The 25,863-nt window shown below is 69.7% G+C and carries 26 protein-coding genes; 11 read left to right on the forward strand and 15 right to left on the reverse strand.

What is annotated here, in order from left to right:
• Positions 1-35: 35 nt before the first annotated feature.
• Complete coding sequence (locus J2X55_RS03945) at positions 36-1,523, reverse strand: mannitol dehydrogenase family protein (protein WP_309821970.1); 1,488 nt, start codon at positions 1,521-1,523, stop codon at positions 36-38.
• A gap of 145 nt (positions 1,524-1,668) precedes the next feature.
• Between J2X55_RS03945 and J2X55_RS03950 the strand changes: the two genes are divergently transcribed.
• The gene (locus tag J2X55_RS03950; protein ID WP_115916081.1) at positions 1,669-2,631 is read left to right on the forward strand and encodes a LacI family DNA-binding transcriptional regulator; all 963 of its coding nucleotides are present in this window, start codon (positions 1,669-1,671) and stop codon (positions 2,629-2,631) included.
• Between the two features lie 64 nt (positions 2,632-2,695).
• Positions 2,696-3,031: a potassium transporter Trk gene (locus J2X55_RS03955; RefSeq protein ID WP_115916080.1), complete on the forward strand. Its 336-nt coding sequence runs from the start codon at positions 2,696-2,698 to the stop codon at positions 3,029-3,031.
• Positions 3,032-3,041: 10 nt separating this feature from the next.
• On the opposite strand, the gene J2X55_RS03960 is transcribed toward J2X55_RS03955, so the two are convergent.
• Complete coding sequence (locus J2X55_RS03960) at positions 3,042-3,653, reverse strand: zinc-binding alcohol dehydrogenase (protein ID WP_309821972.1); 612 nt, start codon at positions 3,651-3,653, stop codon at positions 3,042-3,044.
• Between the two features lie 92 nt (positions 3,654-3,745).
• Between J2X55_RS03960 and purM the strand changes: the two genes are divergently transcribed.
• Genes purM through J2X55_RS03975 form a run of 3 tightly spaced genes read left to right on the forward strand, consistent with a single transcriptional unit; the run spans position 3,746 to position 7,584 of the window.
• A complete protein-coding gene (gene purM / locus J2X55_RS03965) occupies positions 3,746-4,888 on the forward strand; it encodes a phosphoribosylformylglycinamidine cyclo-ligase (RefSeq protein WP_309821974.1) in 1,143 nt (380 codons plus the stop codon).
• A gap of 6 nt (positions 4,889-4,894) precedes the next feature.
• Positions 4,895-6,370: an amidophosphoribosyltransferase gene (gene purF, locus J2X55_RS03970; RefSeq protein ID WP_115916077.1), complete on the forward strand. Its 1,476-nt coding sequence runs from the start codon at positions 4,895-4,897 to the stop codon at positions 6,368-6,370.
• Positions 6,367-7,584 carry a CynX/NimT family MFS transporter gene (locus tag J2X55_RS03975; protein WP_115916076.1) on the forward strand — a complete coding sequence of 406 codons (1,218 nt, stop codon included), beginning with the start codon at positions 6,367-6,369 and terminating at the stop codon, positions 7,582-7,584. Before purF ends, J2X55_RS03975 begins: the two co-directional genes overlap by 4 nt.
• Before the next feature lie 132 nt (positions 7,585-7,716).
• Here J2X55_RS03975 and J2X55_RS03980 read toward each other — a convergent pair whose 3' ends face one another.
• Positions 7,717-7,899 carry a DUF3073 domain-containing protein gene (locus J2X55_RS03980; protein ID WP_056225789.1) on the reverse strand — a complete coding sequence of 61 codons (183 nt, stop codon included), beginning with the start codon at positions 7,897-7,899 and terminating at the stop codon, positions 7,717-7,719.
• Between the two features lie 162 nt (positions 7,900-8,061).
• On the opposite strand from J2X55_RS03980, the gene J2X55_RS03985 reads away from it, so the two are divergent.
• Positions 8,062-8,577: a universal stress protein gene (locus J2X55_RS03985; RefSeq protein ID WP_115916075.1), complete on the forward strand. Its 516-nt coding sequence runs from the start codon at positions 8,062-8,064 to the stop codon at positions 8,575-8,577.
• Between the two features lie 4 nt (positions 8,578-8,581).
• On the opposite strand, the gene J2X55_RS03990 is transcribed toward J2X55_RS03985, so the two are convergent.
• A complete protein-coding gene (locus J2X55_RS03990; RefSeq protein WP_115917398.1) occupies positions 8,582-9,187 on the reverse strand; it encodes a PadR family transcriptional regulator in 606 nt (201 codons plus the stop codon).
• Complete coding sequence (locus J2X55_RS03995; protein ID WP_115916074.1) at positions 9,187-10,032, reverse strand: DUF4097 family beta strand repeat-containing protein; 846 nt, start codon at positions 10,030-10,032, stop codon at positions 9,187-9,189. The genes J2X55_RS03990 and J2X55_RS03995 overlap by 1 nt, the downstream gene beginning before the upstream one ends.
• A gap of 672 nt (positions 10,033-10,704) precedes the next feature.
• On the opposite strand from J2X55_RS03995, the gene J2X55_RS04000 reads away from it, so the two are divergent.
• Complete coding sequence (locus J2X55_RS04000; RefSeq protein WP_309821980.1) at positions 10,705-12,900, forward strand: helix-turn-helix transcriptional regulator; 2,196 nt, start codon at positions 10,705-10,707, stop codon at positions 12,898-12,900.
• Positions 12,901-13,044: 144 nt separating this feature from the next.
• Here J2X55_RS04000 and J2X55_RS04005 read toward each other — a convergent pair whose 3' ends face one another.
• The 8 genes from J2X55_RS04005 to J2X55_RS04040 all read right to left on the reverse strand — a co-directional run bounded on the left by J2X55_RS04005 (position 13,045) and on the right by J2X55_RS04040 (position 20,812).
• Positions 13,045-13,728 carry a TetR/AcrR family transcriptional regulator gene (locus tag J2X55_RS04005; protein WP_115916073.1) on the reverse strand — a complete coding sequence of 228 codons (684 nt, stop codon included), beginning with the start codon at positions 13,726-13,728 and terminating at the stop codon, positions 13,045-13,047.
• A gap of 105 nt (positions 13,729-13,833) precedes the next feature.
• A complete protein-coding gene (locus J2X55_RS04010) occupies positions 13,834-15,123 on the reverse strand; it encodes a hypothetical protein (protein ID WP_309821982.1) in 1,290 nt (429 codons plus the stop codon).
• Positions 15,124-15,286: 163 nt separating this feature from the next.
• A complete protein-coding gene (locus J2X55_RS04015; RefSeq protein ID WP_309821983.1) occupies positions 15,287-15,844 on the reverse strand; it encodes a helix-turn-helix domain-containing protein in 558 nt (185 codons plus the stop codon).
• 224 nt (positions 15,845-16,068) lie between these two features.
• On the reverse strand, positions 16,069-17,256 hold the full coding sequence (gene wecB / locus J2X55_RS04020; protein ID WP_115916070.1) for a non-hydrolyzing UDP-N-acetylglucosamine 2-epimerase: 1,188 nt from the start codon (positions 17,254-17,256) through the stop codon (positions 16,069-16,071).
• Complete coding sequence (xrtS, locus tag J2X55_RS04025) at positions 17,253-17,954, reverse strand: exosortase S (RefSeq protein WP_309821984.1); 702 nt, start codon at positions 17,952-17,954, stop codon at positions 17,253-17,255. Before xrtS ends, wecB begins: the two co-directional genes overlap by 4 nt.
• On the reverse strand, positions 17,951-19,312 hold the full coding sequence (locus tag J2X55_RS04030) for a glycosyltransferase family 2 protein (RefSeq protein WP_309821985.1): 1,362 nt from the start codon (positions 19,310-19,312) through the stop codon (positions 17,951-17,953). The genes xrtS and J2X55_RS04030 overlap by 4 nt, the downstream gene beginning before the upstream one ends.
• Positions 19,309-19,506, reverse strand: coding sequence for a hypothetical protein (locus J2X55_RS04035; RefSeq protein ID WP_309821986.1), 198 nt, complete (start codon positions 19,504-19,506; stop codon positions 19,309-19,311). The genes J2X55_RS04030 and J2X55_RS04035 overlap by 4 nt, the downstream gene beginning before the upstream one ends.
• Before the next feature lie 4 nt (positions 19,507-19,510).
• Complete coding sequence (locus tag J2X55_RS04040; RefSeq protein WP_309821988.1) at positions 19,511-20,812, reverse strand: choice-of-anchor G family protein; 1,302 nt, start codon at positions 20,810-20,812, stop codon at positions 19,511-19,513.
• A 383-nt stretch (positions 20,813-21,195) separates the two neighbouring features.
• On the opposite strand from J2X55_RS04040, the gene J2X55_RS04045 reads away from it, so the two are divergent.
• A complete protein-coding gene (locus J2X55_RS04045; RefSeq protein WP_115916065.1) occupies positions 21,196-21,465 on the forward strand; it encodes a Rho termination factor N-terminal domain-containing protein in 270 nt (89 codons plus the stop codon).
• Positions 21,466-21,469: 4 nt separating this feature from the next.
• Entirely contained in the window at positions 21,470-22,435 is a 966-nt protein-coding gene (locus J2X55_RS04050) for a DNA topoisomerase IB (protein WP_309821991.1), read from the forward strand.
• Here J2X55_RS04050 and J2X55_RS04055 read toward each other — a convergent pair.
• Both J2X55_RS04055 and J2X55_RS04060 read right to left on the reverse strand, forming a co-directional pair.
• Positions 22,419-23,405: a cation diffusion facilitator family transporter gene (locus tag J2X55_RS04055; RefSeq protein ID WP_309821992.1), complete on the reverse strand. Its 987-nt coding sequence runs from the start codon at positions 23,403-23,405 to the stop codon at positions 22,419-22,421. The two genes, J2X55_RS04050 and J2X55_RS04055, sit on opposite strands and share 17 nt — an antisense overlap.
• A complete protein-coding gene (locus tag J2X55_RS04060) occupies positions 23,402-23,893 on the reverse strand; it encodes a transporter substrate-binding domain-containing protein (RefSeq protein WP_309821994.1) in 492 nt (163 codons plus the stop codon). Before J2X55_RS04060 ends, J2X55_RS04055 begins: the two co-directional genes overlap by 4 nt.
• 98 nt (positions 23,894-23,991) lie before the next feature.
• Here J2X55_RS04060 and J2X55_RS04065 point away from each other — a divergent pair, with 98 nt between their 5' ends.
• Together J2X55_RS04065 and J2X55_RS04070 are read left to right on the forward strand one after the other, a co-directional pair.
• Positions 23,992-25,062, forward strand: a complete 1,071-nt coding sequence (locus tag J2X55_RS04065; protein ID WP_309821996.1) for a LacI family DNA-binding transcriptional regulator — start codon at positions 23,992-23,994, stop codon at positions 25,060-25,062.
• A gap of 105 nt (positions 25,063-25,167) precedes the next feature.
• Positions 25,168-25,824 (forward strand): heme utilization protein, encoded by a 657-nt coding sequence (locus tag J2X55_RS04070; protein ID WP_309821997.1) that lies wholly within the window; start codon positions 25,168-25,170, stop codon positions 25,822-25,824.
• The last annotated feature ends 39 nt before the right edge of the window (positions 25,825-25,863 follow it).

Raw genomic sequence — 25,863 nt, forward strand, 5'->3', positions numbered from 1 at the left:
TCCTTCGTGTCGAAGCGCCCGGGGGCGCCGGGTGGTCAGAGGGTGGTCGATGCCAGAGCGTCGGATGCCGACAGGCTGTCGGCGATCGCACGGTCGACGCCGCGCGTGACGATCGTGTCGAGGAGGTCGCCGACGCGGTCGACGAAGGCGGTGCGGTGGGCGAGCTCCTCGCCGAAGAGCTGCAGGTCGACGATCGCCCGAGCGGCGAGGTCGCGTCCATCGCGGGGCGCAACGGCGGTCAGCCGCGCGCGCGCCGGGTCGGTCATCGCGGCCGCGTGCGGGCCCGGGTCGAATCCCGCGGGAGGGGCGACGCAGGCGAGGTAGGCCGCCACGGTGAGGGCGATGAGGTGGGGGAAGGAGCCGTTCGCGAGGGCGTGGAGCACGGGTCCGGGGATGCGCTGGCCGAGCTTGACCGAGCCGTCCGAACCCACCTGGCTGGTGCGGTGTCCGAGCGCACTGTTGCCCCAGCGCGAGAACAGGTCGCGTTCGTACTGCGCGATGTCGACGCCCGCCGGTGCCGTCACCGAGGGCTCGTACTCCAGGCGCAGGATGGCCGCTGCGGCGGACTCCACGTCGGGCAGGGCGATGGCATCCGGGATGGTCGCCGCCCCGCGCAAGGCGCCCAGGTACGCGATGAGGGAGTGCGTGCCGTTGAGCAGCCGCACCTTCAGCTGCTCGTAGGCGCCCACCTCGTCGGTGAAGACGGCGCCGCCGGCCTCCCAGGCGGGGCGCCCCCCGGCGAAGCGGTCTTCGATCGCCCACATCGTGAACGGCTCGGCCGGCACGGGGATGTCGTCGCGCACGCCCAGCAGGGCGGCGACGCGATCGGTGAGCTCCGGCGTCGTCGAGGGGACGATGCGGTCGACCATGCTCGAGGGGAAGGTGACGGCCCGGTCGAGGTAGGCGAGGACGTCGGCGCCCTCGGCATCCGGAAGCTCCCGCACGAAGTCCCGCACGAGCTTCTCGGTGTGTGATCCGTTCGAGAGCAGGTTGTCGCAGCTGAGGATCGAGATCGGCGCACCGCCCGCGGCGGCGCGGCGCTGGAGCCCGCGGGCGAGCTGCCCGATGGTCGAACGGGGGTCGCCCCCGCGCAGATCGCTCGCCACGATCGGGTCGCCGACGTCGAGGTGCTGCGTGGCGTTGGAGTAGCTGTACCCGTTCTCGGTGACGGTCAGCGTCGCGATGCGGATCCGCGGATCGGCGAGGTCGTCCACGACCCGGGCGGGGTCGTCGGCGGCGACGTACGAGTCGGTGTGCACGCCGGGGACGACCAGCGAGGTGCCCTCGGGCGAGATCGTGGCGACGGCGTACAGGTGGTCTTGCGCGTGCAGGGCGTCGACGACACGGCGCGAGCGCGAGGCGACGCCGACGATGCCCCAGTCCCCGGCTTCGGCACGGAGGGCGGCCGCGGTGTAGACCGCCTGATGGGCGCGGTGGAAGCTCCCGAGGCCCAGGTGCAGGATGCCGGCCCCACCCGGGGTGACGGTGGCGTTCGCGGTACCGCGCTGCAGTCGGGCGCTCACGAGCGGGTTCCCGTCGGCACGGCGGCGGTCGACCGGGGGAGATCGTCGATGATCGGCATGAAAGCAGTTTGCGAGGTTTGTACAAACTTGTCAAGCGTTTACATCGGGCGATGCGCGATGATGGGACGTCAGGACAGGGGTGGACATGGCGGCGAATCTCACCGAGGTGGCCAAGCACGCGGGCGTCTCGATCGCGACCGCGTCGCGCGCGTTCGGCGAGCCCGATCGCCTGGCCCCCGCGACCCTCGACCGCGTCCGCCGTGCCGCCGTCGAGCTGGGATACGCCGCGCCGCAGGCGAGCATCGGCACCCGCACGATCGCGGTGATCGTCCCGGATGCCGCCAACCCCGTGTACGCGACCCTGCTCAAGGCCATCCAGGCGCAGGCGTGGCACGGTCGTCACCGGATCGTGCTGTTCGACGCCGACGAAGATCTCCGCCGAGAGCGCGAGAGCATCGAGCTCGCCGCGCGTACCGACGGAGTGCTCCTCTGCTCGCCCCGCCTCCCCGAGCGCGAGGTTCTCGCACTCGTCGGCGACACCCCGCACGTCGTCGTCAACCGTGTGCTCGACGGAGCGGTCTGCGTCGTCATGGACGCGGAGCGCGGACCCGTCCAGGCGGTCGAGCACCTCTCCGCCCTCGGTCACTCCCACATCGCCTACGCCTCGGGCCCGCACGGCTCGTGGGCGGACGAGCAGCGTGCCGGTGCGGTCGAGCGGGCGTGCGAGCGTTTCGGCATCCGACTGTCGCGGCTCAGCCACAACGCCGCGTCGATCCAGGGCGGGCGAGCGGCCTCAGCGGCCGCCGTCGCGACCGGGGCCACCGCCGTGATCGCCTACAACGACCTCGTGGCTCTGGGCCTCGAGGCCGGCATGGCCGAGCTCGGGCGCGCGTGCCCCGACGACGTCAGCATCGTCGGCATCGACGACATCGATCTCGCCGGCGCGGTGACTCCCAGCCTGACGACGGTGCGCATGCCCATCGCCCGCTCCGGAGCCCTCGCCGTCGACCTGCTGCTGCAGTCCATGACCGGGTCGGCGCCGATCGCCGACACCGTACTGCCCTCCGAGCTCATCGTCCGCGGGTCCACCGCTCCCCCCGCCGTCTGACCCGGTGTCTCGAAGCCCGCGCCTTCTCGCCCCGGGGATCCCCGAGCGGTGGGACAATAGGCCTATGGCCGAGCAGCCCGCCCCCCGAGAATCGTCCCCCGTGCGCGATGAGCGACAGACGCTGACGGTTCGTCGCGCCCCGAAGTACGGCGTGTTCCTGGGGGCCGGGGCGTTCGCCGGCATCCTGATCGCTCTTCTGCTCACCGTCTTCATCGACGGCTCCGACATCAGCCCCTACACGCAGGTCGTGTATTCGCAGATGCAGGTCTTCGGCTTCACGGCACTCATCTTCGTGGTGCTGGGCGTCGCGGCCGGCGCGGTCGTGGCGCTGATCTTCGAGCGCACCGTCGGCGGTCGCACCCGCCAGGTCGCCGTCGAGCACGAGCAGCACGGCGTCTGAAGAGACGCCGTCAGGCGAGCTCGGCGATGATCGGGTGGATGGCGGTGTCGAAGGCCGCGACGTCGCCGCGGAGACCGTCGGTCACCGCGACCGTGAGCGAGCCGATCCACCACACTCCCCGCTGAGCCAGCGGAAGCACCTGCACGTTCAGCTCGAACGAGTGCGCCCGCCGGCCCACGGCCCGCTCGTGAGCGGCGATCGCGCTCGCGTACGCGCGGTACGACACCCCGGGTCGAGCTGCGGCCTCGCGCGCGTAACGGTCGTGCGCCAGCCGGGCGAAGTCGACGGCGTCGTCCGCATGCGCCCGGATGGCCGCGCGCAGCGTCCCGGCACCCGCGACGGGAAGGGTGACGAGCGACTCGAACCCCTCGATCAACTCGAGGGGGACGGGGGAGGGGTGCGCCTGGGGCTCCACCGTCATCGCCCAGTACTCGCGCCATTCGCGTTCGAGTTGAGCGTGCTCGGCATCCGTCCGCTGATCCACCCAGGGAGGCGGGACGCGTCGCAGCGCGGGAAGTTCCTCGGGCGAGCGGATGCCGAGAACCTGGCGCAGATAGAGCGCGACGAGCACCGGTTGTGCCGCGTCCTCGCGGATCACCCACTCCGGCTGCCCGCCCGTCATGGCGTCATTGTAGGGAGCGGCGGCGACGTGGGGGATGGGCCTTGCGTCGGGACGCGGTGCCCGCGCGTGTCCGCCCCGGGTAGTCTGTTGCGGTGGCTTCCGCTCCCCACGAAAACCCGTACTCCGCCGCAGGCGTCGATACCGCCGCCGGAGATCTCGCCGTCGAATTGATGAAGTCGGCCGTGCGTCGCACGCATGGGCCCGAGGTGCTCGGTGGGGTGGGCGGTTTCGCCGGTCTCTTCGACGCCTCCGCGCTCCGCGACTACACGCGCCCCCTGCTCGCGACCAGTACCGACGGCGTCGGCACGAAGGTCGCGATCGCCCAGGCCATCGACAAGCACGACACCATCGGCGAAGACCTCGTCGGCATGGTCGTCGACGACATCGTCGTGGTCGGTGCCCGTCCGCTGTTCATGACCGACTACATCGCGTGCGGCAAGGTCGTACCCCAACGCATCGCCGACATCGTCGCGGGCATCGCGCGCGGCTGCTCCCTGACCGGAACCGCGCTCGTCGGTGGCGAGACCGCGGAGCACCCGGGCCTGCTCGGCATCGACGACTACGACGTCGCGGGTGCGGCGACCGGTGTCGTCGAGGCCGACCGCATGCTCGGTGCCGACCGCGTCCGCGCGGGCGACGTCGTGCTCGCCCTCGCCTCCAGCGGTCTGCACTCCAACGGCTACTCGCTCGTTCGCCACATCATCACCGGCGCGGGGATCGCCTACGGCGCGGCCTCCGCCGAGCTCGGCGGCACCTGGGGCGAAGCGCTGCTCGAGCCCACGCGCCTGTACACCTCGCCGCTGCTGCGCCTGCTCGACGACGCAGCGGTGGGCAGTGGCATCCACTCGCTCAGCCACGTGACCGGCGGCGGCATCGCCGCGAACCTCGCGCGCGTGCTCCCGCAGCAGACCTGGGTCGACGTCGACCGTTCGACGTGGAGCCCCTCGCCGGTGTTCCGTGTCCTCGCCGACATGGGCGGACTCGAGCTCACCGCGACCGAGGGCACGTGGAACCTCGGCATCGGCTTCCTCGCCGTCGTCTCGCCCGGGGTCGCGGAAGCCGCGACCGCCGCGTTGCAGGCCGATGGCATCGCCACGTGGCAGGTCGGCGTCGTCCGCGAGGGCGCTCGCCCCGAGGGCGATTACGAACAGGGAGCGAAGGGCGTCGACGGAGGGGCCGTGCGCCTGGTCGGAACCTACGCGGATGCCGGGCACCCGGCGAACGGAGCGGTCTGACACCCCATGTGCGGAATCGTCGGCATGGCCGGGCAGGGCCCGGTCAACCAGGAGATCTACGACGCGCTCCTCCTCCTCCAGCACCGGGGGCAGGACTCCACGGGCATGGCCACGGCCGAGTCCAGCGGCGTCTTCCACATCCACAAGGCCCGCGGACAGGTGCGCGAGGCCTTCCGCACGCGCGACATGCGCGCCCTGCTCGGTGACATCGGCCTGGGGCACGTCCGCTACGCCACCAAGGGCACCGCCTCGAACGAAGAAGAGGCGCAGCCCTTCTACGTCAACGCGCCCTACGGCATCGTGCTCGTGCACAACGGCAACCTGACGAACACGCGGGAGCTGACGACCGAGCTGTTCCACAAGGACCGCCGTCACCTCAACACCAGCAGCGACACCGAACTGCTCGTGAACATCCTCGGCTCGGAGCTGCAGTCCGAGATCACCGGCCCCGACCTCGACCCCGCGCAGGTCTTCCGCGCGGTCAGCCGCGTGCACGAGCGCGTCGAGGGGTCGTACGCCTCGATCGCCCTCATCGCGGGGTACGGGCTCCTCGCGTTCCGCGACCCGTTCGGCATCCGTCCCCTCATCCTCGGCAAGCGTCCCGCGGCGCAGGTGCCGGGCGGTGAGCCGCGCGACGAGTACATCGTGGCGTCCGAGTCGCTCGTGCTCGAGAACGCCGGCTTCGAGATCGTGCGCGACGTCGAGCCCGGCGAGGCCGTGTTCATCACGCTCGACGGCACGCTCCACGCCCAGCAGTGCGCCCAGAACACGGTGCTCGCGCCGTGCTCGTTCGAGTACGTCTACCTCGCCCGCCCCGACTCGGTCATGAACGGCGTCTCGGTGTACGAGACACGGCTGCGCATGGGCGAGCGCCTGGCCGACACCGTCGCGAAGTACACCCCCGCGGGGGCCATCGACGTGGTCATGCCGATCCCCGACTCCGCCCGCCCCGCCGCGATGCAGGTGGCCCGCAAGCTCGGCATCGAGTACCGCGAGGGCTTCTACAAGAACCGCTATGTCGGCCGCACGTTCATCATGCCGGGACAAGCGGTGCGCAAGAAGAGCGTGCGTCAGAAGCTGAACGCGATGTCGACGGAGTTCCAGGGCAAGAACGTCCTGCTGGTCGACGATTCGATCGTGCGTGGCACGACGAGCCGCGAGATCATCCAGATGGCTCGGGATGCCGGGGCCAAGAGCGTCACGTTCGCCTCGGCCGCCCCGCCGGTGCGCTATCCCCATGTGTACGGCATCAACATGCCCTCGCGTCACGAGCTCGTCGCCCACGGTCGCACGATCCCCGAGATCGCCGAAGAGCTCGGCTGCGATTACCTCGTGTACCAGGAGGTCGACGATCTCAAGGCGGCCATCATGGAGGGCACCGACCTGGTCGACCTCGACATGAGCTGCTTCGACGGGCGTTACGTCACGGGCACCGTGTCGGACGAGTACCTCGCCTGGGTCGAGGGCAGCCAGGAGTCTTGACCCGCCGTTCGGCGGGAACCATCGCGCTCGCCGCGGCGGCGATCGTGCTGCTCGCGCTCACGCTGCGGATCGCGGTCGCGTCGCTCTCTCCGCTGCTGACGCGCATCGGCGAGGACTTCCCCCTCCCCGCGGCCGTCGTGGGACTGATCGGTATGGCACCGCCGGTCGCATTCGCGCTCGCCGGCATGGTCACTCCGGCGATCGAGCGTCGTCTCGGCCTCGAGCGTTCCGTGCTGATCGCCGCGGTCACCGCCGCGGTGATGCTGGGCCTCCGCGCGGCCGCGGTCGACGCGTGGTCGCTGCTGGGCGCGACGGCGGGGGTGTTCGCCGCGGTGGGTGTGGCGAACGTGCTCATCCCGACCGTGGTGAAGAAGTACTTCCCCGAGCGCATCGGTCTCATGACGACCGTCTACAGCACGGCGATGGCGGTCGCCACCTTCACGCCCCCGCTCGTGGCCGTGCCCCTGGCCGACGCGGTGGGGTGGCGCGGCTCGTTCGTGACCTGGGCCGTCGTGGCCCTCGCCGCTGTCGCGCCGTGGGTCGCGTTGAGCCTGCGGGCGCGGGTGTCACGTCGTGACGCGGTCGACGAGCCGCGGGCGGCCGTTCTCTCACGGATCGTGCGCGTGCCGCAGACGTGGGCTCTCGTCATCACCTTCGGCGTCAATTCGTCGGTCGCTTACGCCATGTTCGCGTGGATGCCGCCCCTGCTCATCGACGTGGCGGGAGTGGATGCCGCAGAAGCGGGCGGACTGCTCGCCCTCTTCTCCTTCATGGGGTTGCCGGTGTCGCTGCTCGTGCCGATGCTCGTGGCCCGGCTCGGGCGCACGACCCCGTTCTACGTGGTGGCCGTCGCGGGCGGATTGACGGGGGTCATCGGCTTGCTGGTGGCGCCCGCGGCGGCGACGGTGCTGTGGGTGGTGCTCATCGGCATCCCGCCGCTCATGTTCCCGCTGGCGCTGGTGCTGTTCGGGCTGCGCACCCGCTCGCACGAGACCACCGTCGCGCTGAGCGGCTTCGTGCAGAGCGTGGGGTACGGCTTCGCTGCCCTCATGCCCTTGGCGATCGGGGTGACGCACGAGCTCACCGGCGGATGGACCGCGGGCCTGGCTTTGATCGGCGTCGCTCTGCTGCTCGTCGTGCCGGCGGCGATCATCATGGTGCGCCGCGAGAGCGTCGAAGAAGCGTGGGAGCGGCGCACGGGGCGCGCCTGGTAGCGACGTCCGCGAACACGAGCGAAGGGCGACGACGGAAACGTCGCCGCCCTTCGGCGTCTGTGTTCTGCGGGTACGACGATCAGACGACCGCGGCACCGAGGTACGGGCGGTACGAGAACGATCGGGAAGACGTCAGGCCTTCTCGTTGTCGTATTCGTCGCTGTACTGGTCGGCCCACTTGTCGACGTACGCGTCTTCACCCGGAGCGGGTGCACCCAGTTCGCGCTCGAGAGCCGAGTAGTTCACCGAATAGGTGTCGTACTTCAGCTCACGGGCGATCTTGGTGTTCTTCGCCTTCTGACGGCCACGCCCCATGCGAGACCCCCTCACGATCGACGTCGAGGGCCGACGATGGGCCCTGCGTATTGCGGTTCCGGACCGAGCCGGTAAGAGTAACAGCCAGGATATCACGGCGCATTCCGGCCGAGCCGTCGAGCGGCGGCCAGCGGGGCTTCGCCGTCGTCGAGAGGAGCCGTCATGACCGATCTGCCCCGCCCGAGCGCCGGCAACGGAGCGGTGATCGCGGGTGTCGTACCCGGTCAGTCCGTCCGGATCGTGCGCGAGGCGGCCCACTACGCGGCCCTCGCCCACACGGAGCTGATCATCGCCCACGTCGACACCACGCGCTTCGTGGCCTTCGAGGACCCCGACGGCTATGTCCACACGTCCACCGTCGACGTTGCGGGGGCGGCGGCGAAGGCCGCGCTCGACGAGGTGCGCCGGATGTCCGCCGAGGCGCTGGCCGACAGCGGCGTCTCGTGGACGGTGCGCCAGATCATCGGGGACCCCGCGCTGGCCCTGATCCGGCTGGCCGACGAGGTCGACGCGTCGCTGATCGTGGTCGGCACGCGCAAGCGCGGCCTCGGCGAATCGCTACGCGAGTTCCTCACCGGCTCCGTGGCCGCCCGCCTGAGCCACCGCCAGCGTCGACCGGTTCTCGTCATCCCGCAGCAAGAACCGGTCGGCGCTGAGGACGACCTGCCGTGGGAGTGAGGCCCTAGCCGCGCATCGCCCGCGCGACGGCCTCGGAAGCCCGGCTCAACGCCGCCTCGATGTCGTCGACTCCGGATGCCGCGAGCTCCCCGCCGCGCGCCACGTGCGCCCGCAGCTCGGAGCGCACGCGCCCGCGGAACTCGTTGATCGCGGCATCGGCGCGCGACAGCTGTTCGCGGCTGCGCGATCGCGCGTCGTCGGCGGGTGCCGCGTGGGCCTGGTCGCGTTCCTCACGGGAGGCGGCGGCCAGGTCGGCGCGGAGGCTGCGCATCGCGTCGCGGACGCTGCCGCGCACCTCGTCGGCGATCAAGCGGACGCTGTCGGCGAGACCGGCCTGAATCCCCTCGAGGTCGCCCGTTCGTGCCGCGACCTCGGCGCGGCCGGCATCCGTGATCTCGTAGACGGTCTTCCGGCCGTCGACGGTCTTGGTGACCAGCCCCTCTTCCTCGAGCTTCGAGAGGCGGGGGTAGATGGTGCCGGCGGACGGGGAGTACGTGCCGCCCGTGCGTTCGGTCAGGGCCTGCATGAGGTCGTAGCCGTGGCGCGGGGCCTCGTCGAGCAGGCTGAGGATGTACAGGCGCAGGTCGCCGTGCGAGAAGACGGGACTCATCACCACTCCTCCTCTCCGGCGAGCTCCTCGGGACGCAGGCCCGAGATGCCGCGTCGCAGGACGGTGATCTCACCCGAGACGGTGTTGGCCCGTACGTCCACGAACTGGCCTGCGAGGGCGCCGGTGGAGCCGGTGTAGTTGGTGGGGCCCGACCCCGAGCGCACCTGGCCGTCGATCTGCACGCGGCCGCTCACCGAACGCGAGACGTAGTTCGCGGGCAGGGAGCGGTCGAGGCGGATGGTCGCCGCACCGTTGACGGAATTCAGGGCGATCGACTGGGTGGGACCGGTCGAGTCGACCAGCATCGCGCCCGAGACGGTGTCGATCGAGGCCTTCGAGATGCGCCCCGTGGCCGCGACGTCGCCCGACACGCTGTTGGCGCTGAGTGCGCCCTCGAGCTCGCGCACCTGCACGTCGCCCGAGACGGCGTTCAGGCTGACATCGCCCTGCAGGCCGTCGACGATGATGTCGCCCGACACGGTGTTGAGCCGCACGTCGGTGCGCAGGCCCGAGACGAGGGCGCTCGCGCTGACCACGCCGAGGGTGAGGGCGACAGTGCGGGGTACGGCGACGCTGATCTCGGCCTTCGGGCCGCCCGCACCGAAGTTGCGGAACACCTCGAGGAAGTTGTCCCACCGCAGCTGCGGGTGGTCGATCTCGAGACGGCCGTCGACCATCTCGATGCGCAGGTCTTTCACGGTGACGCCGTGGACCTCGATGCGGGCGTCGGGCGCGTCATGCGCGATGACGTCGACCTGTCCGCCGACGAGGCCGATCTTCAGCTCACGCAGCGAATCGATGTCGATGACGCGCGTTTCGCCGGGGTGGACGATCCATTTCTCCATGGCCTTCTCTCCTCACTCGCGATATATCGCGTTAGTCCGAGTATCGCGATATATCGCGAGATCGTCAACCCGGATCTGGATCCGGTCGTCCGGGGCGAGTGTGGGGTGCGGTGCGGTCGGAATGCCTTCGATGAGACGCCCGCGCATTCTTCGGCTCGACGATGCGAGTCCTTCTTTTACGGAAAGACTGCATTCGCCTAACATTGGTAGACAGAATACGAAAGCTGATCGCGCATCACACCGAGACGCGTCCTTGGGGGATGGGCTCGCGAGAGTTCGGCACGAGTTCTTCGTCGCAACGTCCTCTGCTTGCACCAGGACGGGAGGAAACGCAGGTCTACAAGTCATACGACAGGGCGAAGGTCGCGGTGTAAGAGCAAAGCAGGTGCCCGTGGTCGGGGTGCCGCAGGTTGGCAAGGGGCTGCCAGGATGAGCGATGGTCGGACGTTTGTGGGACGCGTAGCGGAACGGAATCTCGCGGCGGCCGCTGTGAAGCGGCGGCGGAGCGTACTCATCACCGGTCCGAGCCGCAGTGGCCGGTCGCGCCTGTTGTCCGTCATCAGCGAAGATGTCGACCGGCCGATCGTCTGCCTCGAAGGGCTCTCCTGTGGCGTGACGTGGTGTGGGCCGAACGCGTCGGATCGGCACGAGGTCACAGGGCGCGACGACGTCATGGCTCTCTTGGTTGCGCTTCGCGGTACCGCCGCGCTCATGGTCGACGACCTCGACCTGCTCCCGCTCCCGGTGCTCGCGCCGCTCATCGACGCCTTTCGATTGAACCGGGCGGTGTTCTTGGCGGCGACCTCCCCACGTCATGTCCTGCAATCGGGGGATGCGGAACGCTGGAATCTGCTGCGCCCGCTCTTCGAGCATTCTGCCGTCACCGCCGTCGTCGTGCCGCTGCCACCTCTCACGTTGAGCGAGACCGCGACGCTCGGTGACGCTCTGCGCACGACCCGCTACGGAGCGGACCGCGCCGACGATGCATGGCAGATGGCCCTGCACAATCTCAGCGGTGGCAGTCCGGCGCTCGTCCGCGAGCTCGTCGAAGCGGCGGCCGCGCGTGGGCGCTTGAACGCACTACTCGCGGTTGAGCCCCAGAGAGATGCGCTCCCCAGTGACGTCGTCGCTTCCGTGACGAAGATGATCGCTCCGCTCGGCGATCGTGAGCGTCAGGTGCTGACGGCGCTGGCAGAACTCGGGCCCGTGCCGAAGGGGCACCTCGGCTCACTCGTGGCCCCCACCGTGCTCGCGCGGCTTTACGACGGTGGCCTGTTGTCCGCGGGAGCCGACGTGGGCACTGCTGCGGTGAGCGGCGTGATTGCACGCATGGTGGCCGATTCCGTCGATGTGGTTGCGCTGGGCGATGTGCGACGAGCACTGGCACGCGAACTGCTGTCTCTCGCCCAGCACGCCCCGGTTCTCACGCGTGGCGAGGAGATGTTCTGCGCCCGGTGGGCCGAGCCCGGCGACGACGAGGCGCTCGCCTCGGCGCTCTCACGGATCCTCCCGCGCGCTGCGATCTCGCTCGCACGGTCGGGCTCGCCGCGTGTGGCGGTGCAGGTAGCGGAGCGGGTGCGCGAGAACGGCGGCGAGACGACGGCTGCGTCCGCGACGATCCTGGCCCGCCTGGCACTCGGTGAGTACGAGGAGGCCGAGCGTCTGCTCGACGCCGCGCCGCTCCCGCGCGCCGCAGAGGATCGCGAATCCCTGCTCTTGGTGCATGTGCGGGTGCTCTTCGCCACGTGTGCGCGACTCGACCTCGCCCTCGCGCGACTGGCGAAGCTGACGCGCTGGGCGCCGGACGACCCCGTCTGGCGCCTGCGGATCGAGCACGCGGTCGCTGCGCTGTCTCTGGCGAGCGGCACCACGCCGACTCTTCCCGACAGCCTCGCCGCGCTCGACGCGAGCGCCGACGACGAGACGCGCGTCCTCGCGGAGGCATGCCGCGCAGCAGTCGAGGCATCGCGCGGCCACCGTGCCGGCGTTCATGGTCTGCTGCGTCGACGGCACGAGACGCATGGGCTCGACGTGGAGTCGAACTTCACCGTCTTTCGACTCCACGCCTTTTCTCTGATGATGATCGGCGAGGACCTGGATCTCGTTCAGAACGCCGCGCGGCGCCGACTGTTGACGGCGCGATGGGAGGATCGCCAAGACGACGTCGCATTACTGGCTCTCATTGACGCCTCGATTCAACTCATCCGTGGCCGGCCGGCCGACGTGTTCGCGAGCCTGCAGCTCATCGAGGTGAATCCCTCCGAAGCCGTGCGCATCTGGTGCGACGTGGTGCGGGCCGCCGCCTTCGTCATCACGGGTGATCTCGTTCACGCTGCTTCCGCTATCGAGCGCATCGACGGTGTGTCCACCGAGTGGGGCCGCGGGGGTTTCGGCGCTGTCCGCGACGCCGTCTGCGCCCTCTTCGATATGGCCAACCATCGCCCCGCCGCTGCCGCGGCCCGTGTCGAGAGGATCTTCGACCAGGCCCGACGGACGATGCCCATCCTTCTTCCCGTGCTGCTGAGGGTGTTGCTCGAGGGAGGCGAACCCGTCGACACGGTCTTGAACCGCGCGGAGGCACTGGCCACGGAGATCGACATCGCGCCCCTCAACGCGTTCATCGATGAACTGCGCGTTCGCGTCCGCGGCTCCGTCTCGCACCCGCTCGAGCTGCTGACCACGCGCGAGCGCGAGATCGTCCAACTCGTCGCGGGAGGCCAGTCGAATGCGCAGATCGCGGCTCTCCTGCGACTGTCGGTGAGGACCGTCGAATCCCATCTGCACCACGCCCGGACGCGGCTGGGTATGGAGCGGCATGAACGGTTTTCTCGTGAGCCGCGACCGTCGTTACAACCATGGGGGCGTTGAATGCGAGTCTCGTCGAGCTCCCAGGCGGGGCGAGGAGGGTCCACCCGGCACCGGTGGCACGTGCTCCCCGGAATCCACTGTCGTCGGGTGCGTTCGCTGGCTCGACAGTCGCAATCCGACGCCCGAGAGGCCGCCCATGGGGGTTCAGCGAGCGTGAGAATCCTCACCCGACCACGCTGCGAGCAGCGGTTCGACGGCGAGATCGGCAAGAACCCCGACGCGATCGAATCCGCCGGGGAGGGCGAACGCGCTCGCGGCCAATCCCATCGAGATCGCCCACAAGATCTGGGCCTGATCCATGACCGCGATGGGTGGTGGGTCCGAGCGGGCGTGGGTCCACTCCGCGAGGGCTTCCTCGGCAGCGGCGATCACACCGTGCGCGGCGGCCAGGCGCCGGTCCGCGGGGACGTCCACTCCTCCCATTCCGTGCATGAAGAGAAACATGCGCCGGTGGGTTTCCGCGAACCCGAGGAAGGCGTCGACCAGCGTGCGCGGCGATCGCGTCGGGTCTTGCGTGGTGGCTTCCCTCAGCGTCGTCGCAAGGCGGTCGTAGGCGTCCACCATCACCGCATCCAGGAGGTCGGACTTGTCTGCGAAGTGCTGGTAGACGATGGGGGCCGTGTAGCCGATCTCGGCGGCGACGCGCCGGATGTTCACTGCCGAGGCCCCCTCGGACGCGACGATGTCGCGCGCTGCCAGGAAGATCCGATGTCGATTCGTGGCATGCAACTGATCTCGTCGAGAGGTCACTGAGGATCGATCTCCTTCTGCGCGCCGGTGAACGACGGGACGGCTTCGCTCGGGCGCAGGCTGCCCTGCAGCCAGCATCGGATATGCCCGGCGACCAAGATCGCATCACAGTACCCCTCGGCCCCCGAGCGCCTTGCGGGCACACGCGGGCCGACCTAAAGTATCTGACCGAATTGTGGCCGGTCAGGAGCGCTTGTCGCGGCGAGCGCGCCACCGGGCGACGGCGAGAAGCAGAACGGCTACGCCGATGCCCGTCAGGCCGAGGAACACCAGGAGCCGCACCGGCCGGGAACCGGTTTCCGCGAGGACACCCCCAGGGGTCGGAGTGACCTCTGAGTTGGCGGTGGTGACCGCGGTCGGACTCGGCGTGGGCGTCGCGCTGGGGGGAGGAGTCGGAGTCGGCGTAGGCGTCGAGTCGGGCGTCGTCGTGGGTGTCGGAGTCGGTGTGGGCGTCGGAGTCGTTCCTTCGCCGGTTCCGTCCCCGCCCTGGCGAACGACGATCGCGGTGACGGGGTCCGCCGACGCGTCGCCGACCGTGATGCTGGCCCGATTCTCGTACGATCCCGCGGCGCCGCCATCTGTCACCCGGGTGGCGAATTGCACGTCGTAGAAGTGCCCCGCCCGCGTGACGAAGGTGACGCTGTCGAGCGTGGCGGAGTAGGAACTGCGGTCGGCGGGCCCCCACGGGCCGATGACTTCGACTCCTCCGCTGTTCACGTAGGTGCCGGGCGCTTCCCAGAGTGCCGGCATCGAGTCGTTTCCGAGCGCGGTGACGAGCTGCTGACCGGGGCCGGGGTTGTCGGTCACGGTCACGGTCTCGCCACCGACCATTCCGTCCGGACCGCTACCGACACTGACCGTCCACCGGATGTATCCGGTAGCGGGGTCGTAGCTGCCGCCCTTGGCGTTGTCACGTCCGGTGAATTCGCACTTCTCGGTGCACGGTCCGCCGGGTGCAGGCGCCGGCGTCACCGTGGTCGTCACGGAGGTCCCTCCGACATCGAAGGACACGAGTTCGTCCGAGGTCACCGTTTTCGTCACCGTCACCCAGAAGCGGAAAGTGCCGCGAAGGTTCACGGGGTGCGCTGTGAGGTAATCGGAGGACATCGTGCAGTCGAGCTGGGTGGCGGTGACGGTGCACTGGCCCATCGACTCGCCTTGCGGGTCCGTGAGGGGAAAAGCGTCGGAGCGGCCCTGCAGTTCGGAGGGGAGGTCGATCGTGAATCCTGCCGGAGTGGCAGGGTGGTCGGGCAAGGACCAGGACCCGGCCAGTTCTGCGCTGGATCCCGACTGCACCGTGTTCGAGGTGAACGACAGGGAGTCAATCCGAACGTTCGTCGCGTAGGCGTCGGCGCCGTGAGCCGAAGCCGCGGGAAGCGCGAGCGCCGACACGACAGCAACGACGCCGATCGCTCGTGCCCAGCGGCGGTAGAACCCTCCGCCGCTTTTCGAACCGGGTTCTCTTTCACGCATGCGGATCTCCTTGGGCCTCTGAGAGGGATGAAGTGAAGGGTGAGGTGGCCACCGACGACCATCTCTTCGTGTGTCCCCGCCGCCCACGCGGCGGGGATGGATATGTGAGAAGGTCCAAGTCCTCACGGCGTGAGCAGGGGGCGGGCACCGGGCATCGGCCCCGTCACGACGGTTCTCCGTGGTCTTCCCATACCGCCAGAAGAGGATCGAGTGCGAGGTCGGCCAGCGCATGCACTCGATCGAATCCGTCCGCCTGGACCGAGGCGGTGAGAGCGAGCCCCGTTGCGACGGCCCACAGCACTTCAGCCTGCGCTCCGAACTCTTCCGCGGACGCGTCGCCGCGGCCGGGCAGGCGTTGCTGCAGCGAGTCCAGCGTCACCACGACGGCGACGCGCGCAGCCTCGAGGCGACGAGCCGGCGAGATGTCGACGCCGCTCAGACCGTGCATGAAGAGGAATGTCAGGGGGTTGGCCGCGGCGAAATCGAGGTACGCGTGCAGGACTTCTCGTGGCCCTTGGGTCTGGTCCCCACTCCTCGCCTGCCGCATCTGTTCGGCCAGACGCTCGTACGCGTCGAGCATGACGGCATCGAGCAGAGCCGCTTTGTCGGTGTAGTGCTGGTAGACGATCGGCGCCGTATAGCCGATCTCCCTCGCCACCCGCCGGATCGTCACGGCCTCCGCGCCGTCCGCGGCCACGATCCCCTCTGCGATGGCGAACATCTGTGCCCCCCTGACGCCGCCTGTCCGTTCGTTACGACCGGTCATGGTCTTCGGACCGTGCTCGTCGGGGTGAGGTGGCGCCGACGACGGGGCGGAGCCCGCCATCGTCTGCGGGGCAATGGTGCGTCATGAATCTACCTCCGGTAGAAAATCTAACAGTGATAGATTTTGCACGCGACCCTGCGTCTGGTTCGCGTTCTCTGCGCGGAATCGCGTTGTGGACCTCACGCTGAGACCGACGTGCTCGTGAGCTCGGATGAATCGCCCCGACCCATCAGGGTCGCGGATGCCGTTACACCGAGCAAGCGTTCGATCGCGTCGGCGGCACGCGGAGCGGCATACCCGTCTCCGTAGAGACTGCGAGCCCCCGCCATGCGCTCGCGGGCGTCTTCGTCGTCGAGCAAGGCGGCCAATTCAGCGGCGACGATCTCGCGCTGTGTGCCGATGAGGCGGGCAGCTCCCGCGGCGACGCCCTCGTCGCGTTCTGTCGTCTCGCGCACGACGAGCACGGGTACGCCCAGTGCGGGCGCCTCTTCCTGAACGCCGCCCGAGTCGGTCACGACGCAGTACGCGCGGCTGAGTAGTCGTCCGAACTGTGCGTGGGGAAGAGGCTCGCAGACCACCACGCGATCGTTGTCGCCGACCGCCGCCCGCACCTCCGCGCGAACCTGCGGGTTCGGATGCGCCGGAAGAACCGCGATGACGCCGGGACGGTGGGCGAGCGTCTCGGCGACCGCTTCCACAACGTGCGACAGCGGCCCGCCCCATGACTCGCGTCGGTGCACCGTCACCACGACGACCCTGTGCCATCCGTTGACGATGTCTTCGACCACGGGGTCGTCGAAATGCTGCGAACACACCGCCTGCTGACGGAGTGCATCGATGCCGGTATTACCGGTGACGACGATGTTCTCTGTCGCGACACCCTCGGTGCGAAGGTTGGCAGCAGCACTCTCCGTGGGGGCGAGGTGGAGAGAGGCCAAGGGGGCGATCAGGCGGCGGTTCCCCTCCTCGGGGAAAGGCGAGAGCAGATTGCCCGAGCGCAGGCCCGCCTCGAGGTGGATGACGCGTGCCCCGGCGTAGTACGCCGCCACCGCGGCCAACGCGGCGCTGGCGGTGTCTCCCTGCACGACGACCGCGTCGGGCGCGGTGCCTGACCAGCGCCGCGACAATGCCGAGAAGATCGCGGACGACGTCTGCGCGAGGGTGGCTCCGTGCCGAAGGACATCGAGGTCGGCGTCGGGGCGGATGCCGAATGACGCGTTCACCTCATCGGCCATCTCCCGGTGCTGCCCCGTCACCGTCACCGTCGTCCGAATGCCGTCGCGCCGGCGGAGCTCGACGACGAGCGGCGCGCACTTCACCGCCTCGGGACGTGTTCCGTAGACGACGTCGATCCAGGGAAGAGTCATCGGCGGTCCTTTCTGCCCGGTCGGGTTCCGGGGTGGCGGCGGTCTCGGCGCAGGGGGCCCGAGGGGTCGGCGGGAAGAAGTGCGCGGGGTGCCCGCTGGTCCGGCGGCGGTGTCTCGGCACGCCGGGCGGGCGGCATCCGTGTCCTGTCGAGGGGGTCGGCACCAGCCCGGTGGCGCCGCGGCTCTCGGAGCGAGATGCGCAGCAGCAGCAGGATGGCGGCGATGAACCCGGCGATCACGAACAGGGATCCGATGTAGCGATGCACGAGGTCGAAGCCGTCTCGTCCGTAGGCGCTGTACGCCCACGCCGCTGAGCCGAAGCGGACCAGGTTGCAGGCCACGGCTATCGCGATGCCGACCGCAAGGCCCAGGCCGACGCGTGCCGGCCGCGCGCGGGTGATGCCGATGACGGCGACGGCCAGGAGCACGAGGGGAACGACGAGAACGGTCGTTGAGCACATCGTCGTGATCGACAAACCCATGACCTCGGGCGTTCCGATGCCGAAGTAGACGACGGAACCGGAGGCCACCGCGCGACCGGCAGCGATCGCCCCGACGAGCAAGCGCGCCAACTGCGCCTCGGCGGCACGTGTGTCCGCTTCGACGACGCTCAGCAGCCCCGCAAGGCCGGCGAGGGCCGCGGCCAGGAGGAGGCGTGATGCCCCGCCCGCTCGTGTGCTGACGACGGTCGCGCTCATGACTCCGCCGCCAGAAGGAGGCGACCCGCTTCGGCATTGCGCCGTGTCTTCGTCCACCCACGCCGCCCGACGAGCGTGCGGCCGAAGGCGCGCAGCACGCACACATAGCTCTGGTACATGTACAGCCAGTAGCCGAGTCCCCACCCAGCGGCTCGCCAGAGCGGCTGCCGCTCCTCGCGCAGCACGTACACGAGAGGCCACGAGGCGAAGGGCAGGATGCCGGTGAGCACCCACAGCGGCACGATCCAGGCCGAGGCAACCATCCACCCGAGAAGGCCGCCCGGCGCGAGCGCCCCGGACACCAGCATCGCGATGCCCACCGCCGGCCACAGGACGAACCCGATCAGCTGGATGTAGGGGATCGCGAGGAAGTACGCCGCTTCGAGCGCGCCGGCGTTGGTGAACGCGCGAGACGAGTAGATCCGCGGCAGATAGCGCGCGCACTGCAGCCCGCCCTGGCACCACCGCGTGCGCTGGGTGAGCAGGCGTCGTGCCGAGGGCAGTGCCTCTTGCGACACGAAGGCGTCGTGCGCATACACCGTCCGGTAGCCGGCGAGCATGATGCGCAGCCCCACTTCGTAGTCCTCGAGAAGGGCGTCACCCCACGGTGTGCCTTGGCCGATCGCCGCGTCCTGGAGCGCGCTCAGCCGTGTGAACTGGCCATTCCCCCCGAGCCCCACGGATACGGTGCGCATACGCAGGACCTGCATCGCGGCGATCGTCGTTCGGAACTCGATGTCCTGCATGCGGATGAGGTAGCGCGCCCAGCGCTGTGCGAGGCGACCTCGCCTCGCGAGAGGGGCGGGGTCGTCTCGGTTGCTCATACGCACCGCCACCTGCACGGCCCCCACAGTGGGAGAGCCGAAGGCTTCGGGCCCCACCGCTTGTCGCAGGGCATTCGGTGAGATCGAGCCGTCGGCGTCGAGCACGATCACGATGGTGCGGTCGTCCCCTACGCCGTCTTCGCGGGCGGCCCGCCATTCCCGCAGGCCCCGATACGCGGCGTTGAGCGCCGCCCCCTTTCCTGTTCGGGCATCGGGGAGTCGGCGGATGACCGCGTGCACCAGAGGATCGGTGGCGGCGACGGCCGAGACGATGTCACCGGTTCCGTCGACGCTGGCATCGTCGATGATCCACACGTGCATGTCGGGGGAGAGCTCGCGGGTCCTCTTGAGGGTCTCCGCGATCACGGTCGCCTCGTCTCGGCAGGGGATGAACGCGTGCCACTCGAACGCCCGCGGGTCGCCTTCGGGCGCGCGCCTTCGGCGCACGAAGGGGACGATGATGAGCGTCGTGTAGGTGAGGAACATCACCAAGAAGACGAAAGAGAGCGAGAAGAGCAGATCGAGCGGGTTCACGGTCGGCGTCGTTCCTCTCCGGATGCCGTGTTCTCAGCGATCTCTTGTCGGAGCCGTACCGACCGCCATGCGAGGAGGGCGCCGACGAGTGTCGCGCCGGCTCCGACGACGACGAGCGTCGCCGTCGGAGCCGCGTAGCCCGTGATCGCGAGGAGCCCCGCGGCTCCGCCGCCCGATGCGCCGTAGCGGTACATCGCGTCAGACCCCGACGGCGCCCACACGAGCGCGGCGACGGAGAGCGAGACCCGCGAGGGCGGCCGCACCGATACCCACCAATCCGGCGGCGAGGGTGAGGGATTCGGGCCCCGCGACCGGCACCGCCAGTCGACCCGCGTTCGGCCCGACCGTGGCGTTTGCGAGGTTCACGCTCGCGAGCGAACCCGAGGGGCCGAGGCCGAGGCGCAGTGCGGTCTGGGTGAACGACCCGTCGCTACCGGTCGATTGCACGTTGACCTGCATCTGCGCGAGCTGGGTGACGGCGTCGCTGAGCGGCGTCACCAGGGTGCCGCTGATCCCACTGAGCACGGGCGAGATCGTGGCCTGTGCCGTGCTGACCGCTGTCTGGAGAGCCAGGCCCGCCGCGGCGGTGAAGATGTTGGACCGCAGGCGGTCCGCGAGGGCGCTGGCCGAGTCGAGCACGCTGTCGACCTGGGTGGTGATCTTGTTCGCCACGGCTTGCGGGACGAACGAAAGAAGATCTGTGCCGGCGGGTAGGTCGTTCACGCTGGCGACACCGGCGGCGGCGGTCAGATCGTCGAGGGTGAGCTCGACTCTGCCCGAAGAGAAGGGATTGGTCAGTCCGGCGCCGCTGGTGTTGGCGAGGGAGATCAGGGTGTCCAACGCCGGGTTGATGATCGCGAGCACACCCGAGACCACGGTGCCGTCGACGGCGAAGTCTGCGTCCGACAGCACGTACTGTCCCGTTTGCGTGCCGTCGGCCGCCTGCTGAGCAGATGACGCAAGCACGCCGATGTCGATGCTCAGTCCGACGGGCGCTGACGACGAACCGAGACGGAACGTCGCCGACTGGTTTGCGGTGGGCGAACCCACGTTCGACGGGGTCACCGTGCTGACGCCGATCAGGCTCGGTGCGGCCGAGACGGCACCGGCGAACGCCGAGGAACTCCCGTCGTCGCGAGCCTGAGCGTATTGCCCGACAGCGCCGAGCTGAATGACGCCGTTGTCGCCGAAGAGATTCGTCGACCCGGCGGACACCCCGATCAAACCGGCGATGGCCGAGGCGTCGAGCGGCTGGTCGACCGTGACGTCGCCGGTCGCGTCGGAATTGATGGCGCGAGCTCCACGCAGGGCGAGAGCATTGTCGGTCACGTTCGTGCCGAGCAGCGACGTCTCTACGAGACGCCCGGTGCCCTGTGACACGACGCCCGCCGCGTGAGCGGCGCCGGCGGGGATGAGCAGGGCGGCGACGATGGCGGCCGTGCTCGCTGCGCGCACCGTCCGCCACTTCCGTGCGGACGACATGGGTGATCGGGTGGTCATCGGTGTCCTCTTCCTCTGTTTCGCCCGTCGGCAAGCCCGCTACGGGTCAGCGAGTTTGCGGGTCGAGGGGGACGCTATGGGGGAGCCGGGTATCGACGCATCGGTAGGCGATACGGAAGTCGTCGGCCCTGTTGCTCCGCGACCTGCTCCGTGTGCGTCGTCGACCACTGAGGCGAATCCGTAGTGGGGGCTCGAACAGTCCGCGCTCGGCCGCGGCGCTTCGCATCCGTGGATGTCGGTAGGAGAGGGGCGGGAATCGTGACCGCGGCCGCGCCGGGAATCGAGCGGCGATCGCCGGTTGATGCCCGGACGCGTTGTCAACCCCGAGCGTGGCGCAACGCGCTCGGTCGTACCGTCGGAAATCTCGACGGAAGGAGACGGCCATGCCGCAAGGGCGAGGATCGAACAGCCTCAAAGACCCCGATCTGTACGAGGAACTCCGCAAGCAGGGGGACTCCAAAGAGAAGGCCGCGCGCATCTCGAACGCCGCCGCAGCTCGTGGACGCGACAAGGTCGGCGAGAAGGGCGGCCATGCCGAGAACTACGAGGACCGCACCGTCGCCGAGCTGAAGAAGCGCGCGAAAGAGCTCGGTCTGACCGGATACTCCGGCAAGAAGAAGGCGGAGCTCATCGACATGCTCCGCACCCACTGACGCGATGCCCCGACTCGTCCGCGTCCGGCCCTACGAAGATCCCGGATACCGCCGGGTACGTTCCGGTTCGGGGTTCCGCTTCGTCGATCACACGGGGGCCTCCGTCCCCGAGCGCGAGGCGGAACGTGCGCGAGGTCTGGTCATACCCCCCGCGTGGCGCGAGGTGTGGATCGCTCGGGAGCCGAACGCGCACATCCAGGCGGTCGGGACCGACGAGGCCGGCCGTCGCCAATACACGTACCACGCCGACTGGTCGAAGCGTCAGGACAAGGGCAAGTTCTCCCGGGCGCTGCAGCTCGCCGAGGCGCTGCCCCGGGCGCGGGCGCGCGTGACCCAATCGCTGCGCCGCCCCGAGGCGGACCGCGAGCGGGTGCTGGCGGTGTCGTTCCGCTTCCTCGACCTCGTCGCTCCGCGTGTCGGCAACGCCCGGTACTTCGTCACCAACGGCAGCCGGGGACTCACGACCCTGCAGAGACGGGATGCCACGGTCGAGGGCGACCTGGTCCGCCTGTCGTTCCCCGCGAAGAGCGGCAAGCGCGCCCAGCTCTCGCTCCGCGATGCGGAGCTGGCATCCATCGTCGAAGAACTCGCGCTCGGGCGCTCCCGGGCCGCGCTGCTCAGCTACAAGCGCGGGCGACGGCGCGTTCCGCTCACGCCCGGGGACGTGAACGGCTACGTGCGTTCGCTCACCGGCGGTCCGTTCAGTGCCAAGGACTTCCGCACGCTGCGCGGCACGATCCTCGCGGCCGAGTCGCTCGCTCAGGTGGGCGCCACGGGCGGGAAGAACGAGCGGAAGAAGGCCGAGGTCGCGGCGGTGCGCGCCACCGCCGAAGCGCTGGGCAACACCCCCGCGGTCGCGAAGGCGAGCTATATCGATCCGCGCGTGTTCTCGCTGTACCGCAGGGGGCGCACGATGGATCTGGGCGGGTCGAAGGATGCCGCCATCAGGCGGCTCATCCTGGGTGAGTGACCGGCTCGACGACCGAGGGCAGCTCCGGCACGGGGACGATCACCACGTCCTGCACCTTCCAGTCCAGGGCGACACAGCCTTCGCGCGCGCGCTCGATGTCATCGAGCGACAGGCGCGTTTTGCGCGGCACGACGAAGGCCTCGATGTGGAACACATGGCCCTGATCGCGCACGCGCGTCCCCGCCGCCGACACCCAGGGGAGTCCCGCGAGGTACTGATCGACCCGCTCGGCCAGCGGGTGGGGGCGCTTGTCGTCGAAGGTCGTCGCGCGCGCATCCATGAGATCGACGACGGCCGCGCGCAGGTTGCTCACGCCGTCGTGCACGATGCTGAGCGAGATGAAGATGGCGGCCGCGGCATCCATCCACCACAGGCCGACCCCGATGCCGAGCACGCCCACGATGGTTCCGGCGGACGTCATCCAGTCGGCCTTGTTCATGTCGGCGTCGGCGTAGAGCACCTTGTCGTGCAGTTCCCGGGCGAGACCGATCTTGAGCCGACCGACGATGACGGGCGGGATCGCGGTCACGGCCATCACCGCGATCATGAGCCACCCGAGCCACAACGTCGCCCCGAAGACCTCGACGGTTCCGATGGTGGGGTGCTCCGCGGTGAGCAAGCCGATACCGGAGTCGACGATGAGGAAAGCCCCCATGCCGGTCAACGCGACGGCCGCGACGAGGTGGCCGACGGCCACGGAACGGTGAAAGCCGTAGGGGTGGCGGCGGGTGGGGCGGCGTCGCGCGAGACGCACGGCGACGAGGAAGGCGAGGGGCGGGATGAACGACAACAGGTCTTCGGCCCACGCCGCCTTCATCGCCTGCGAATTGCCCAGAACGAGGAACACGAGCGTGGCCGTGATGACGAGGAAGCCGATCGTGACCCACTCGAGCCGGACGGCTCGGTGGAGCGCATCTGCCTGCCGATCGGGCAGCCGCGTCTGGCCGAAGCGGACTTCTTCGCCGCTCACGGTGCGATCCCCCGGGCCTCGACCTCGTCGATGAGGAAGGTCTCGAGCCTCGACACGAAGGCGTTCTCACCGAGCGGCACGAGCATGACGAGCTTCACTGTCGACCCGTCCTCGAGCGGCGCCTCGGCGTAGGGGCGGGTCACGCCGGCCTTGCTCGTCCACGGCGTCTTCTCGGTGAGGCCCCCGGCGACGACGTCGAGGTCGCCCTCCCCGAGGCCGCGCACGAGCGACTCCTCCGAACCCACCGTCCACTCGACGTCGGCGTCGAGCGATCGCGCGAACGCCGTCAGGGCGTCGATCTCGATCCCGGTCGGTTCGCCCTCGTCCCCTCGCACCCACTCGCCGTTGGGGGAGACTCCCGCCCGCAGCACGCCGCCCTCGACCGCGTCGAGCGTTCCGTCGGGATCGGAGGGGATCCGGATGCCGCAGCCCGCGAGCATCAGCACGGTGACCGCCGCAGCAATCGTGGCCGGCAGCAGCTTTCGCATGGCTCTCCCTTCGTCGCCGGAATCCTGTCCGCAACGGCCGGTCGTCGTCGCGGGGGTTGCGAAGTGGGCACGGGGGGCTCTACCGATAGCGTGAGGGCGTGCGAGACAAGACCTCCGATGTCGGTCGCCGATCGGCCCGTGCCGCTACGCCCCGCCCGACCGGGGCCGCCCCCACCATCCACGATGTGGCCGCGGCCGCGGGGGTGTCGAAGTCGGTGGTCTCGCGGGCGCTCTCCGGGGCGTCCGGGGTCGCCGCGCACACCGTCGACCGCGTCCGGCGGGCGGCGACGGAGCTCGGTTACGTCGCCAACGCGCACGCGCGGGGGATGTCGGCTCACCGGAGCCACACCCTCGGCGTCTTCGTCCGTGACGCCGCGACGCCGTTCTACGGCCACCTGCTGACCGCGTTCCAGGAGCAGGCGGCTGCTCGCGGGTACCGGGTCGTCACCGCGACCGGGGCGGGATCCTTTTCGGTGGACGACGAGCGCCGCGCCCTCGAGACACTCGTCGCGCTGCGGGTGGAGGGACTGATCGTCTGCAGCGGCGCGCTCCCCGTCGAGGACATCACGCCCTTCGCGCGGCGTATCCCCGCGGTCGTCGCGGGGCGCCCGGAGGAGGACCCGACGATCAGCAGCGTGTACTGCGACGAGGTGGGCGGTGGCCGCGCCCTCGCCGATCACGTGGCCGACCTCGGGCATCGCAGGGTCGCGGTGATGACCTTCACCCCGGTCTCGTCGATCACCCAATCGAGGCGCACGCACGCGATGGCCGAGCGCCTACGCGAGCGGGGGGTGGACGTCGTCACCTTCAGCGGCGACGATGCCGGACCTGGGTTCCACGGGGCCGACGGGATCGTCGCGGCCGTGCTCGCCGCCGGCGGGGTCACCGCCTTCATGGCGCCGAGCGACGCGTGGGCGGTGGCGGCCCTCGAGGCGCTGCGCGTGCGCGGGGTCGCCGTTCCCTCGGAGATGTCGGTGACGGGTTACGACGGCGTCACGCCGTTCATGACGTCACTGCTGGGTCTGACGTCGTGGCGCCAGCCGCTGCGGACGATCGGCCGACTGTCGGTCGACGCGGTCGTCGATCAGATCGATGGACTCGCGACCACGGTGACGCACCACGCGATCGACGGAGAACTGGTTCCCGGGCGTACGGCCGCCGCCCTCTGACGTCGTCACCGTCCGTTCACCCACCGGATGCCGTGACGTCGACCGTCGCGCGACCGTTCCGCGGAGAATAGGGAACGTTCCCTATCAGCATCACGGAGAGTCCGCATGAACGACCACATCGCCCACAAGCTGCCCCGAGACGACAGCGATCCCTTCCGCTACGGCATCTATCTGCGTCCCGACGCGAGGACCTGCCGCGCGGTGACCGCGGTGACCGACCAGCTGCGCGCTCAGTACGGTTTGCTCTCCGCGGGCGCGTTCCCCCCGCACGCCACCCTCGTGGGCAGTCAGCCGTTCGGATTCTCGGAGCCCGCTGTCGTCGACGCGCTCACCGAGCTGCTCGACGGTCGCCCGGCCTTCACCGTGCACAACGCCGGCGTCCGCGCGCAGGGTCGGGGCTACGTCTACGACGTGAGTGAGAACCCCGACGGCTCGGTGAACGACGACCTGGTGAGTCTGGCTCGCGACATCGAGGCGACGGTCGCCCCGTTCCGCGCGCCGATGAACAACCCCCTGCCCAACGACTTCGTCCCGGAGCTCTACCGCGGACACCTCTCGCTCGCGTCGCACGACCTGTACGTGCGTCCCGACCTGTACGAAGAGGTGGGGGAGTTCATCCGAGAGCTCGACGTCCCCGTCCCCGGCGGCTTCTCGGGACGCACGGTGGGGATGTACCGCACCTCGAGTCCCGATTGGTCGGGACGCTGGTGGCAGACGATGACGTGGGAGCACGTGCACACCTGGAATCTCGCCGGCGCGTAGGCCGCTCGGACGTGTCCGGATGCCGCACGGTCGCGGCAT

The sequence above is a fragment of the Microbacterium sp. 1154 genome (assembly GCF_031455375.1).
In the GTDB taxonomy this organism is placed as follows: domain Bacteria; phylum Actinomycetota; class Actinomycetes; order Actinomycetales; family Microbacteriaceae; genus Microbacterium.